Source organism: Hominiventricola filiformis (genome assembly GCF_020686965.1).
GTDB lineage: Bacteria > Bacillota > Clostridia > Lachnospirales > Lachnospiraceae > Hominiventricola > Hominiventricola filiformis.
On sequence record NZ_JAJEPS010000009.1, the window covers coordinates 85,904 to 99,885 of the forward strand.

Genomic DNA, 13,982 nt, shown 5'->3' on the forward strand with positions numbered 1-13,982 from the left:
TTCCCATCTTAATACATCGGTCTTCAAAATACAATCTGGTATTTACAAAATTTATATGGTATAATATAAAATTAGACAACAAAAAAGAACACCGCCCCCGGGCCCATACATCCCAAAAACAGTGCTCCTTGCGTGCGCCTCCAGGGGTTCGAACCCTGGACACCCTGATTAAGAGTCAGGTGCTCTACCAACTGAGCTAGAAGCGCATTTATAATTGTTTTGTCCGCTGTGTTGTCCAGCGAACAAAACATATTATACACAGTAGTTTTACAAAAAGCAAGCCTTTTTTTAATTTTTTTTACAAAAATTTTATCCGAAATTTTATCTTACCGCAATCAGCTTGTGAATCGGATTTCCCTTTGCGGAGAAACGTTCCTCATATTCTGTCATGACATTTCCCTGTACCAGTTCTTCATCATGATGAAGGTCATAGGTCACCGCTTTTAACTGCCATCCTGCCTCTTTTACGGATTCCACAGAAAAATCAAAAAGTGGGCGGTTGTCCGTCTTAAACTCCACCTGTCCGTCCGGTACCAAAATCTGATCATAGCGCGCCATAAATTCCTTACTGGTCAGACGTCTCTTGGCATGGCGGTCCTTAGGCCACGGATCAGAGAAATTCAGGTAGATTCTGTCCACCTCATTCTTTGCAAATACTTTTACAATGTCCTCTGCATCCATCCGGATAAAGCAGATATTGGAAAGCGGCGTCTCCTCCTCTTCCATCTTCTCCAAAGCACGGATCAGCACGCTGGAATATTTCTCAATTCCTACATAATTAATATCCGGGTTTCTGCGTGCCAGTTCCATGAGGAACTGTCCCTTTCCCATGCCGATCTCAATATAGATGGGATGGTCATTTTCAAAAATCTCATGCCAGCTTCCGGCTCTTGTCTCTTCTTCATGGATCACGTACTGGCTCTCTGCAATGGCCTCACGGGATCCGGGTATATTTCTTAAACGCATGGTTCGTAGTTCTCCTGTCTTTTTACTGTCTTTTCCTATTGTACATGAAGTACAGGGTTCTGAAAAGTGGAAAGTGTATTTGTATCTATTTTCAGATAATTAATCCTCATTTTCACTATTTTCAAAACGTCATATTTTGCCCGGTTTTATCAATTAATCACAAAACATTTGTTTTTTTCCACACTTTTTCACCCGTCAACTTTTCCCCGAAAAATGTGGATAATGTGGATAACTTTGTGAACAACTCTTATATTCCTCATTTTTCACTGGTTTCATTGTGGATAAATCTATGGATATATTGGGGAAAATGAGGATAACTTTTTCCACATGCTGGTTTTTTATGCAACATGTACACTTTTTCCGAAGTTTTACACCTGTCACAGAAAAAACTATTCGCAGATAATTTACATGAATTTCCGATTACTGTCAACATTCTTATCTGTCTTCTGAATATCAAATAACTGTCAGAACTACGAAAAAGAGACTGCCTCAGAATAAATCTTATTTTTGAGCAAGAAAATACGGCCCACAGATATCTGTGAACCGTATTTCCGTATAATATTTGTAATTTGTGATATAGGAGTTTTCTTAATTAGCCGAAGTATCTCTTCAGAAGCCCTTCGAATGCTTTTCCGTGACGAGCTTCGTCTTTTGCCATCTCATGAACGGTGTCATGGATTGCATCCAGGTTAGCAGCTTTTGCACGTTTTGCAAGATCGAATTTTCCTTCGGTAGCACCATGCTCTGCAGCAACTCTCAGTTCCAGATTCTTCTTGGTGCTGTCAGTAACTACCTCACCAAGCAGCTCTGCAAATTTTGCAGCATGCTCAGCCTCTTCGTATGCAGCTTTCTCCCAGTACAGGCCGATCTCCGGATATCCCTCTCTGTGAGCCACACGAGCCATTGCCAGATACATACCAACCTCAGAGCACTCACCGTTGAAGTTTGCTCTTAAATCCTCAAGAATGTCCTCGCTTACGCCCTTAGCAACGCCAACTACATGCTCTGCTGCCCAGGTCATTCCCTCTTCCTGTTTTTTGAATTTGCTTGCCGGAACTCCGCACTGTGGACATTTCTCCGGTGCCTGCTCTCCTTCATAAATGTAACCGCATACTGTACATACCCATTTTGCCATAGTTTTGTTCTCCTTTTCTTTTTTATAAAATTTGTTTTATTGTCTTTTTTCATAACAGTAATTATTACTGTTATTGTTATTATATCATGTAATTCTTTTTTGTCAATAGTTATTGAGTTAATTTTTCATTTTCTTACATTCGTTGCAGATTCCGTAAAATTCCATACGGCATTCTTCTACTTCGCCGCCATACCACTGTGCGTTAATCTCCTCTACCGGGTTCTTCACCGAAATCATAATGTCCATGACCCGTCCGCAGCTCTTACATATGAAATGATTATGCGGCGCCACTCTCGCATCAAAACGATCCGCACCTTCTGTCGGGATCTTGATGATCTCTCCCAGCTCTGTTAATAAGGAAAGATTTCTGTAAACGGTTCCAAGACTGATATTGGGAAATTCTCCTCTGATACCGTCATATACCATATCGGCGCTTGGATGATCTTCTCTGCCCTGCAGATAGTTTTTAATTGCTTCTCTCTGTCTGCTGTACTTCAGCACTGCCATCTTTTTCTCCTTATTTAATATTAGTAATTATTATTATAATCATTTTTGAGGATTTGTCAACATCAAAATTGTTACAAAAGTATGGATTTTTTGTGTTTTTTACTGGAAATTCCGCCACTTTGGTTGACAAAGGGGTAATGCCTTGTTATAATCGCATTATGGTTTGTAACAAATTTGTAATATTTAGAATAGATTCGTAAAAAATGATTGGGGGTATACTAATGAAAGGAAAGACAGCATTTGTATTTTTAATGGCCGCAGGGCTGTTCGCTATGAATCCTGCAAATGTCCATGCTGAGGGAATTTCCCTTGCATTATCCGGAGGAATCTCTTCTTCTCTCGGAGAAGCACAGAACACCACCGAAAATGATATCAGCGAAGCACTTGATCAGGCTGTTAAAAATAACTATACCGGTCTTTGCATTGCACAGGTTACAGATTACGTCAATGTTCGTACCGAAGCAAACGAAGAGTCTGAAGTAGTTGGAAAGCTGTTTAATAATTCTGTAGGTACTGTTGATGGATATGATAATGGATGGTATCAGATCACTTCCGGAAATGTAACCGGTTATGTAAAGGCTGAGTACGTTGCTATCGGTACAGATGCAGAGACACTTGCTGAAGAAGTAGGTACCAGAGTTGCTACCGTTACTACGGAAACCTTAAGAGTCCGTGAGGACGCTACCACAGATTCCTCTATTCTGGGACTGGTTCCCATGTCTGAGGAGCTGACCGTTACCGATGAGACCGATGGTTTCGTAAAAGTTTCCATTGAAGAGGGTGACGGATGGGTTTCCAAAGATTATGTTGATCTGAGAACCGATTATGTATATGCAGAGTCCAAGGCCGAAGAAGAAGCCCGTCTCGCAAAAGAGGAAGCAGAAAGAGAAGCCGCTCAGAAAGCAGCATCCGCAGCAATAAAGAAATCTCAGAAATCTGAATCTAAATCCAAATCCGATGCTTCTGTTCAGATCGGAAATGGCGGCGGAAGTTCTTCCGGAAATGCAGTTGCTGGTTTTGCATCCCAGTTCGTCGGCAACCCGTATGTATACGGTGGTACAAGCCTGACCAACGGTGCTGACTGCTCCGGTTTCGTTATGAGTGTTTACGCAAACTTCGGTGTAGGTCTTCCGCACAGCTCCAGCGCTCTCCGCAGTGTAGGATATGGTGTAAGCCTTGCAGACGCACAGCCGGGCGATATTATCTGCTACAGCGGACATGTTGCTATCTATGTAGGAAACAACACCATCGTACATGCAAGTACCGCATCTACCGGAATCAAATTCACTTCTCCGGTAAACTATAAAAACGTACTGGCTGTAAGAAGAATTTTCTAATCAGAATATAACAAGGGCGGTTCCGATGGAACCGCCCTTTTGTATCCTTTATTTTCGTTCTGCCTTCTCCACATTCACACGATTTCCTTTAATCTTCGCATGCTTCATGGATTTGATCACCTGTTTGTGATATTTGGACGGCACGTCCACAAACGTATATTTATCATACATATCAATACTGCCGACCGCTCTGCCCGGAAGGCCGCTCTCTCCTGCAATGGCTCCTAAGATATCACCCGGTTTCAATTTCTGTTTCTTTCCTACATTCAGGAAAAGGCGTACCATATCTTTATCGTCTTTCCGTCTTCCTTTTCCCTTGCCCTTTCCTTTGGCCTCAGATTCCCACATGTACTGCTCCTGCGCCAGATCATCCTGCTGTTCGCCGAGAGCGTCACCAAGCTCCAGCTTTAAGAATGCTGCCGCCAGATCCATCGCCGTCGTCTCATTTTTATCCAGATACTCCTGAATGGCCTGCGCACTTAAAGTCAGATCCTCTTCCTCCATGGTCTTCTCCAGTTTGCGGAATACATTCTCCACACGTACATTGGCCACATCATCAAGAGAGGGAATGCGCTGTGCTTTCATCTTCGTCTTGCAATAACGCTCAATATCACGAAGCTTGTACGCCTCTTTTCCTACGATAAAGGTAAATGCCTTACCAGTTCTTCCTGCGCGTCCGGTTCTGCCGATCCGGTGCACATAATACTCGTCATCCTGCGGAAGATCATAATTGAAGACTGCCTCCACATCATCCACATCGATTCCTCTGGCTGCCACATCCGTTGCCACCAGAATATCCGTACTTCCTTCCCGGAATCCCTGCATGACACGGTCACGCTGCATTTGCTTCAAATCTCCGTGAAGACCTTCTGCAAAATATCCTCTGTTCTGCAGTTCCAGCACCAGCTCGTCCACTTTCTTCTTGGTATTACAGAATACCAGAGAGAGACGTGGCGCATAGAGATCCAGAAGACGGCACAGCACTTCGTCCTTATTCTTCTGACGCACTTCATAATAATACTGCTCAATACTCGGAACGGTCAGTTCCTTTCTCAGCACCTGCACACGGACTGCATCTTTCTGATAGGTGCCTGCGATCTCCAGGATTGCCTGCGGCATAGTCGCAGAGAACAATACCGTCTGACGGTCATCCGGCGTATCCTTCAGAATCGTCTCGATATCTTCCCGAAATCCCATGTTCAGCATCTCGTCCGCCTCGTCCAGCACCACAGTATGAAGGTCATTAAGACGAATGGTATGGCGTCTCATATGGTCCATGACACGTCCTGGCGTACCGATGATGATCTGAACTCCGCCTTTCAGGGAACGAATCTGACGGCTCATATCCTGTCCGCCGTAGATCGGCAGCACTTTAATGCCATGAAGATATTTTGCCAGGTTACGGATTTCTTCCGATACCTGAATCGCCAGCTCTCTGGTTGGACACAGCACCAGGGCCTGTACCTTTCTGTTTTCCGGATCCACTTTCTCCAGCAGCGGAATACCAAAAGCTGCTGTCTTACCGGTTCCGGTCTGTGCCTGTCCGATCATATCCACACCGGACTCCATCACCGGAATGGCCTGGGACTGGATCGGGGTTGCTTCCTCAAATCCCATGTCTTCCACTGCCCGTAAAATCTCCGGCTTTATGTTCAATTCCTCAAATTTCATTGTCTCTGACATTTTTTCAAATTCCTCTTGCTTTTTTCTGTTTATGTTATATAATATGAATAAATCAAGACATAGTATTCAATACTACATCATATAGATTACTTAATTAAGGAGGCATTATTATGACATTATCACTATTTGTTAAAGATCCCGGAAGTGCTCTTACCCATTTTATTGGTATGATTATGGCGGCAATCGCAGCCCTGCCTCTTCTGGCTGTTGCTGCAAAACATGACAGTTATCATGCAGTTGCAGCATTTGCAATTTTTGCCGGCAGCATGATTCTTCTCTATGCAGCCAGCACCATTTACCATACCTTTAATATCTCTGAAAAGATGAATAAAATACTGCGCAAGGCAGATCATATGATGATCTTTATCCTGATCGCCGGAAGTTACACTCCGATCTGTGTCATCCCATTAAAAGACACTGTGGGATATCCGCTTCTGGCACTGGTATGGACCGTTGCCATCATCGGTATGCTGATCAAGGCATTCTGGATCACCTGCCCGAAATGGTTCTCTTCCATCATATACATTTCCATGGGATGGCTCTGTGTCCTTGCCATGGTTCCGCTGGTCCAGGCTCTTCCCGCCGCAGCATTTGTCTGGCTGGTTGCCGGAGGTGTGATCTATACCGTCGGAGGTATTATCTACGCACTGAAGCTTCCGCTCTTCAATTCCAGACATCAGTTCTTTGGCTCTCATGAGATCTTCCATCTCTTTGTTATGGCCGGAAGTCTCTGCCATTATGTAGTCATGTTCTATATCGCACTCATGTAATTTCTCACATAAGGTGCCGCTTCTCTTTTGAGGAACGGCACCTCTTTTTGCGGTTTTATTCCAAATAATTCATGGGGTTGACCGGCTCTCCATCTCTTAAAAGCTGGAAATAGAGATTGCTTCCCTCCAACGTGTAATACTTCGTCGGCTCACTCACATATCCCAGCAATGCTCCGGCATTTACCATATCCCCTTCTTTCACTGCCAGTTCCTTCAGCTGTCCATAGACGGCTTCATAACCGCTTCCCAGATCCATGGACAGGGTTGTTCCTGTCTCTTCGTCAACCTTGATCTGCGTGACTTTTCCCTGTGCAGCGCACCAGACCTCCGTTCCCGGCTCTGCACTGATCACAATGGCCGGATGATATTTATACTGATTCAGCGTTGCAAAATAAATGCTCTTGTCCATACTGTAGTTCAGTATCACATCTCCGCTGACCGGCCACATCAGTTTACTGTTCTCCGCAAATGTCAGAAGCGGAGCCGCACTGCTTTCCTGTACCGGAACCTGTTCCGGCTCTTCCTGCTGTTCTTCTTCTGATTCTTCCGGGGCTGCCTGTGCTAATTCCGCTTCCCCGATTTTCCGGAGATCTTCTTCTGTTTCAATTTTTGCTTCTTCTGTCTCATTCTCCTGCGTATCGGCTCTGGCCACTGTTCCTGTAGAATTTGCCGCTTCTCTCTCAGCATCTTCTTTTGACGCCTGTTCCTCCGCCAGACGGTCTGCCGTCTGTTTCGGAACATCCTGCGCCTGTCCCCTGCGGTACTGATAGATCCCGAAGATTCCTGACAGAGATAAGATGCAAAGGCACAGTGCAATCAAAAACCCTCTCTGCTTTCTATGCATAACATCACCTCTGATCTTATTTTTGCCAGATCAGAACAGGGTTATACACTCCGCATTTTCATAGAATTTCTGAATAACTTCTTCCCAGCACATGCCTTCCCGGATCATCCGGTCCGCCGTATACAGACTGATGCCAAATCCATGGCCATTTCCTTTTACAGTAATCCGCAGAATCTCTTCACTGTCATCTACATAAAAACAGCTGGACGGCAGATGCAGAAGTGCTCTGACAGACTCACCCTGCAGCATTTCGTCCCCCAGGCGCACCCGTGTCACATAATCGGAGGAATCCCGCTCCAATTCCGGCTTTTCCCATTCCTGATGAGCCGTATTTTCGCCCTGCAGAATCTGAAGAAATGTTTTCCGATCCATTCGAAATACCCGAAGGTAATCTTCCGATTCCCGGTCTTCCTGGCATTCCACTGCATGGATATAAGAATACTCCTCCCCCAACAGGATTCCGGCACGGGTTCTTCCGGCACTGATGCCATGCCAGGGAAGTGCCCGGTATTCGCCGTCTATGGTGATGACCTTCCCACAGGTCTTTTTTACCGCATCGCAGGCCGCTTCATATGCTGTCTGCCGCACCTGTGGTTCTTCCATAACAGAAGTTCCGGTTCGCACCAGTTCCGTCCGGATCAGCACCGCCATCAGACACAGAGTTTCCTCATCCATCCAGCTTAAATCTTCCTGCAAAAGCCCTGCCAGTACCTGATATTCCCTGTCCGGGAGTTTTTCCTCCCTGCTGACTCCCTGACGGCCATTCATCAACAATATAGCCGTATATGGAAGGAAGATTGCCAGGAACAGAATGGACCATAACATTTTCAGACCGTTTTTCATCGTCGGACACCTCAGGTTATCTTATGAAGAAATCCGAACCTCTATACCGCTTTTCCTGTTCTGGTGAAAAAAGGAGCCGCGCAGGCGAAGCTGCGCAGCTCCCTTCATTTATTTTTCAGTCAATTATGCCTCTTCTTCCAGCTTAACTGTTACTTTGTCAAGCTTCCAGATATCATCCACATATTCCTGGATGGTACGGTCTGAGGTGAATTTCCCAGAATGTGCCACATTGAGCATTGCCATCTTTGCCCATCTCTTCTCATCACGATAAGCTTCCTCTACACGCCTCTGAGCGTCTGCATAGGAACGGAAATCTTTCAGGATGAAATACGGATCCGGACGGTTGTAACCGCCGTCGATCAGCAGTGCGTTATACAGCTCGCGGAATCGCTCCGGATCATTCGGTGCGTACTCACCGTTGATCAACTGCATCAGTACGTGACGGATCTCCTGGTCGGTATTGAACAGCTGGGACGGATCATAACCGCCCTTGCTCTCCAGATCGATGACTTCGTCTGCACTCATACCGAAGATAAATGCATTCTCTTCACCGACTTCTTCCACAATCTCCACGTTTGCTCCGTCCATGGTTCCCAGAGTTACGGCACCATTCAGCATGAACTTCATGTTACCGGTTCCGGAAGCCTCTTTGGAAGCGGTTGAAATCTGCTCAGATACATCTGCTGCTGCAAAGATCCACTCTGCATTGGATACACGATAATCCTCGATAAATACGACTTTCAGCTTTCCGTTGATGGATGCGTCGTTATTGACAACATCAGCTACGGAGTTGATCAGCTTGATCGTCAGTTTTGCTCTCATATAACCAGCTGCTGCTTTTGCACCGAAAATAAAGGTTCTCGGATAGAAATCCTTCTCCGGATGCTCTTTGATCTGGTTATACAGATACATTACATGAAGAATGTTCATGAGCTGTCTCTTGTACTCGTGAAGTCTCTTCACCTGCACGTCAAAAATGGAGCGCGGGTCTACATCAATGCCGTTGTGCTCTTTGATGTATTTAGCCAGACGTACTTTGTTCTGGTACTTGATGTTCATGAACTCATGCTGAGCCTTCTCATCATCTACATAAACAGCCAGGCCTTTGATTCTCGGCAGATCGGTGATCCACTCGTCACCTACATGCTCGGTTACCCATTTTGCAAGAAGCGGGTTACCATGAAGCAGGAAACGTCTCTGGGTAATACCATTGGTCTTGTTGTTGAATTTCTGCGGCATCATCTCGTAGAAATCCTTCAGCTCTCTCTTCTTCAGGATCTCAGTATGCAGTTTAGCCACACCGTTTACAGAATAACCTGCCACGATTGCCAGATGAGCCATCTTTACCTGACCGTCCATGATAATGGCCATCTTCTTAACCTTCTCATAGTTGTTCGGGTACTGTTTCTGGATCTCAATGACAAATCTGCGGTTGATCTCCTCTACGATCTGGTAGATACGCGGAAGCAGTCTGGAGAACAGCTCGATCGGCCATTTTTCCAGTGCCTCAGCCATGATGGTGTGGTTGGTGTAAGCACAGGTTTTAGTGGTTACATCCCATGCCTCATCCCACTCCAGTCCTTCCTCATCCATCAGGATACGCATCAGCTCTGCAACAGCTACTGTCGGATGAGTATCGTTCAGCTGGAAGGTTGCCTTCTCATAGAACTTACGGATGTCACTGTGATTCTTCTTATATTTTGCGATTGCTTCCTGTACGCTGGCGGATACAAAGAAGTACTGCTGTTTCAGACGCAGCTCTTTACCTGCCATATGGTTATCATTCGGATAAAGTACTTCTACCAGGTTGCGGGCAAGGTTCTCCTGCTCGACAGCCTTCTCATACTCACCTTTGTCGAAGCGGTCAAGCTCAAAAGAGTTCACTGCCTCTGCATCCCAGATACGTAAGGTGTTGATCACATTGTTGCCATAACCGACGATCGGAAGATCCACCGGTACAGCCAGTACGGACTGATATCCTTCCTGGATGAATACATTCTTTCCATTATGGTTCTCAATACGTACATATCCGCCGAATTTGACGGTTTTTGCATATTCCGGACGGCGCAGCTCGAATGGATTGCCATTCTTCAGCCACATATCCGGAACTTCTACCTGATATCCATCCACAATCTGCTGTTTGAACATACCATAGCGATAACGGATACCACAGCCATAAGCTGCATAGCCGAGTGTAGCAAGGGAATCCATAAAGCATGCTGCAAGACGTCCCAGACCACCGTTACCAAGGGCTGCATCCGGCTCCTGGTCTTCGATCATGTTCAGATCCAGTCCGATCTCTTCCAGTGCTTCTTTTACTTCATCATAGAATGTAAGGTTGATCAGGTTGTTGCCCAGTGCACGGCCCATGAGGAACTCCATGGACATATAGTATACAATCTTCGGATCTGATTTCTCATATTCCTTCTGTGTTGCAATCCACGCATCCATGATCGCATCTTTGACAGCATATCCCACTGCCTGGAAAATCTGCTGTTCAGTTGCTTCCTCAATCTCCTTACGGAACAGTGTGCGGACATTATACTTTACACTTCTGATGAAGAATTCCTTATTAAAGGTTCTTTTGGCCATTTTATGCCTCCTTTTACTGCTTTTCAACTCCAAGAGTCACGGATTCGCCATTGATGCTCCACTCTTTTGTATATCCTTTTACCTCATCAAAACGGATATCCGATGCCATAACGTCGCTTAAGATTTCCTCGCGGTATTCCTTCATGTAGCCTTCAATCTTCTGATTGCCCATGCTGTATACCACGATCTTATCCATCACTTCAAATCCAGCCTCTTTACGCATAGTCTGGATCTTGCTGATGATCTCTCTTACAAATCCCTCCTCAATAAGTGCATCACTCAGATTTGTATCGAGAACAACGGTTACGGTGCTGTCTTCCTCTGTCACGTACCCCTCCATCTGGGCGGTATCAATGAGCAGATCCTCTTTTGATAATACCACGTTCTGTCCGTCGATGTCAAATGACAGGCTTCCGGTATTTTCCAGCTCTTTCATAGCTTCACGGCCGTTTAATTCAGCGAGATGTGTACGGATTCCATTCAGCAGTTTTCCATACTTCGGACCTACCGTCTTCAGCTGCGGTTTGAAGGTATAGCTGGTGAAATCACTTAAGTCATCTTTGAACTCGACATTCTTCACGTTCAGCTCATCTGCCACAACAGCTTTAAACATATCATCCAGCGGACGCTCAGCACGTACATACATGGTTCCGATCGGCTGACGGTTTTTGATATTAGCCGTATTTCTTGCGGCACGTCCCATAACGACGATGTCCAGAACTTCTTCCATGGAAGCTTCCAGCTCTTTGTCGATCAGGTTCTCGTCTACCTTCGGGAAATCGCAGAGATGTACGCTCTCCGGTGCATTCTTGTCAACGCTGCATACCAAATTGCGGTAGATCTCCTCGGTCATGAACGGGATCATCGGAGCAGCTGCCTTACTGATGGTTACCAGTGCTGTATAAAGGGTCATGTAAGCATTGATCTTATCCTGCTCCATTCCTTTTGCCCAGAAACGCTCACGGCTTCTTCTTACATACCAGTTACTTAAGTCATCAACGAACTCCTGCAGAGCCTTTGCAGCTTCCGGAATCCGGTAATTTGCCAGGTTGTCATCAACTGCACCTACCGTGGAGTTCAGTTTGGATAAGATCCAGCGGTCCATAACGGTGAGGGTCTTCTCATCTAATGTATATTTACTTGCGTCAAAATTATCAATATTCGCATACAGTACAAAGAATGCATAGGTATTCCACAGAGTACCCATGAATTTTCTCTGGCCTTCCTGTACAGCCTTGCCATGGAAGCGATTCGGCAGCCACGGTGCACTGTTGATATAGAAGTACCAGCGGATTGCATCTGCTCCGTAGGTCTTAAGTGCATCAAATGGGTCAACGGCATTTCCTTTAGATTTACTCATCTTCTGGCCGTTCTCATCCTGTACATGTCCAAGCACGATAACATTCTCATAAGGACTTCTGTTGAACAGCAGGGTAGACTCTGCCATCAGGGAATAGAACCATCCACGGGTCTGGTCTACTGCCTCGGAAATGAACTGAGCAGGGAACTGCTGCTCAAACAGATCCTTATTCTCAAAAGGATAATGATGCTGAGCAAAGGGCATTGCTCCTGAGTCAAACCAGCAGTCGATAACTTCCGGCACTCTCTTCATGGTCTTGCCGCATTTCGGGCAGGTGCAGGTAATCTCGTCGATATACGGACGATGCAGCTCTACAGTCAGAGCTTTCTCATTTCCGCTCATCTCTTTTAACTGCTCACGGGAACCGATTGCTTCCTGATGTCCGCATTCTTCACACTCCCAGATATTCAGCGGAGTTCCCCAGTAACGGTTACGGGATACGCCCCAGTCCTGAATATTCTCCAGCCAGTTTCCGAAACGTCCTTTACCAATGCTCTGGGGAATCCAGTTTACCGTATTATTATTACGTACCAGATCATCACGTACTGCTGTCATTTTGATAAACCAGGACTCACGTGCATAGTAGATCAGCGGAGTATCGCATCTCCAGCAGAACGGGTAATCATGCTCAAATTTCGGTGCATCAAACAGGAGACCTCTTGCATCCAGATCCTTTAATACTTCCGGATCTGCTTTTTTTACAAACAATCCTGCAAACGGAGTTTCCTTTGTCATGTTACCCTTTTCATCTACAAACTGAAGGAAGGGCAGATCATATTTACGTCCTACACGAGCATCATCTTCACCAAATGCCGGAGCGATATGAACAATACCTGTACCATCTGTCATGGTAACATAATTATCGCAGGTAACAAAATGAGCTTTCTTGTGCTGTTTCTCAGCAGTCTCTTTTGCACATGCATATAACGGCTCATACTCTTTATACTCAAGATCTTTTCCTTTATAGGTCTCAAGTACTTCATAAGCTGCTTTTCCATCTTCTGCAAGTTTTCCAAGAACCTTATCAAGCAGAGCTTCTGCCATATAGTAAGTATATCCGTCTGCTGCTTTTACCTTGCAGTAAGTTTCATCCGGGTTTACACAGAGGCATGTATTGGACGGCAGTGTCCACGGTGTAGTGGTCCATGCCAGGAAATAAGCGTCTTCTCCAACTACTTTAAAACGAACAATTGCAGAGCGCTCTTTTACTGCTTTATATCCCTGAGCAACCTCATGAGAAGAAAGAGGGGTACCGCAGCGCGGGCAGTAGGGAACGATCTTGAATCCTTTATAAAGAAGTCCCTTATCCCAGATGCTTTTCAGAGCCCACCACTCGGACTCGATGAAGTTATCGTCATAAGTAACGTACGGGTTATCCATATCAGCCCAGAAACCAACGGTACCGGAGAAATCTTCCCACATTCCTTTGTATTTCCAGACACTCTCCTTACATTTGGTAATGAACGGAGCCAGACCATACTGCTCGATCTGTTCTTTTCCATCCAGTCCCAGAAGTTTCTCTACTTCCAGCTCTACCGGCAGTCCGTGGGTATCCCATCCTGCTTTTCTCGGTACATAGTAACCTTTCATAGTACGGTATCTCGGAATCATATCCTTGATAACACGGGTAAGCACGTGTCCGATGTGCGGCTTACCGTTGGCGGTAGGCGGTCCATCATAGAAGGTATAAGTCGGGCATCCTTCTCTCTGCTCCATACTCTTTTTAAATGTGTTGTCTTCTTTCCAGAACTGTTCTACTTCTTTTTCTCGTTCCACAAAGTTCATGTCGGTGTTTACTTTGCTGTACATGTTCTTCAAACCTCCTTATTCTTTCCGGTTTCGGTCAAGCATGTTTATTTGGTTCGTTATTCGCGTATAAAAAAAGCTCCACCCTGTCTGCAACAGGACGGAGCTTTATAGCCCGTTTATTAACCACCTCTTACAA

General features: G+C 45.5%; 10 protein-coding genes and 1 tRNA gene. 2 read left to right on the forward strand and 9 right to left on the reverse strand.

Translation table 11 applies throughout. The annotated features are described in order from the left end of the window. Positions 1–133: 133 nt before the first annotated feature. From LKD36_RS10380 to LKD36_RS10395, 4 genes are all read right to left on the reverse strand, one after another. Positions 134–206, reverse strand: a tRNA-Lys gene (locus tag LKD36_RS10380). A 115-nt stretch (positions 207–321) separates the two neighbouring features. After that, positions 322–966 (reverse strand): tRNA (guanosine(46)-N7)-methyltransferase TrmB, encoded by a 645-nt coding sequence (gene trmB, locus LKD36_RS10385; RefSeq protein ID WP_118771103.1) that lies wholly within the window; start codon positions 964–966, stop codon positions 322–324. Between the two features lie 592 nt (positions 967–1,558). Further along, the gene (locus LKD36_RS10390; protein ID WP_117498720.1) at positions 1,559–2,101 is read right to left on the reverse strand and encodes a rubredoxin-like domain-containing protein; all 543 of its coding nucleotides are present in this window, start codon (positions 2,099–2,101) and stop codon (positions 1,559–1,561) included. A 117-nt stretch (positions 2,102–2,218) separates the two neighbouring features. Next, a complete protein-coding gene (locus LKD36_RS10395; protein ID WP_308459548.1) occupies positions 2,219–2,608 on the reverse strand; it encodes a Fur family transcriptional regulator in 390 nt (129 codons plus the stop codon). A gap of 272 nt (positions 2,609–2,880) precedes the next feature. Here LKD36_RS10395 and LKD36_RS10400 point away from each other — a divergent pair, with 272 nt between their 5' ends. Then, entirely contained in the window at positions 2,881–3,945 is a 1,065-nt protein-coding gene (locus tag LKD36_RS10400) for a C40 family peptidase (RefSeq protein ID WP_408610919.1), read from the forward strand. Positions 3,946–3,993: 48 nt separating this feature from the next. On the opposite strand, the gene LKD36_RS10405 is transcribed toward LKD36_RS10400, so the two are convergent. Next, a complete protein-coding gene (locus LKD36_RS10405) occupies positions 3,994–5,628 on the reverse strand; it encodes a DEAD/DEAH box helicase (RefSeq protein ID WP_118771099.1) in 1,635 nt (544 codons plus the stop codon). Positions 5,629–5,738: 110 nt separating this feature from the next. On the opposite strand from LKD36_RS10405, the gene trhA reads away from it, so the two are divergent. Then, positions 5,739–6,398: a PAQR family membrane homeostasis protein TrhA gene (gene trhA / locus LKD36_RS10410; protein WP_118771098.1), complete on the forward strand. Its 660-nt coding sequence runs from the start codon at positions 5,739–5,741 to the stop codon at positions 6,396–6,398. A gap of 55 nt (positions 6,399–6,453) precedes the next feature. Here trhA and LKD36_RS10415 read toward each other — a convergent pair whose 3' ends face one another. From LKD36_RS10415 to ileS, 4 genes are all read right to left on the reverse strand, one after another. Beyond that, the gene (locus LKD36_RS10415; RefSeq protein ID WP_308459550.1) at positions 6,454–7,242 is read right to left on the reverse strand and encodes a M23 family metallopeptidase; all 789 of its coding nucleotides are present in this window, start codon (positions 7,240–7,242) and stop codon (positions 6,454–6,456) included. Positions 7,243–7,272: 30 nt separating this feature from the next. Beyond that, positions 7,273–8,085, reverse strand: a complete 813-nt coding sequence (locus LKD36_RS10420; RefSeq protein WP_308459551.1) for a hypothetical protein — start codon at positions 8,083–8,085, stop codon at positions 7,273–7,275. A 123-nt stretch (positions 8,086–8,208) separates the two neighbouring features. After that, positions 8,209–10,677, reverse strand: coding sequence for a glycogen/starch/alpha-glucan phosphorylase (locus LKD36_RS10425; protein WP_118771095.1), 2,469 nt, complete (start codon positions 10,675–10,677; stop codon positions 8,209–8,211). 13 nt (positions 10,678–10,690) lie between these two features. After that, positions 10,691–13,846 carry an isoleucine--tRNA ligase gene (gene ileS, locus LKD36_RS10430; protein WP_308459552.1) on the reverse strand — a complete coding sequence of 1,052 codons (3,156 nt, stop codon included), beginning with the start codon at positions 13,844–13,846 and terminating at the stop codon, positions 10,691–10,693. Between the last annotated feature and the right edge of the window lie 136 nt (positions 13,847–13,982).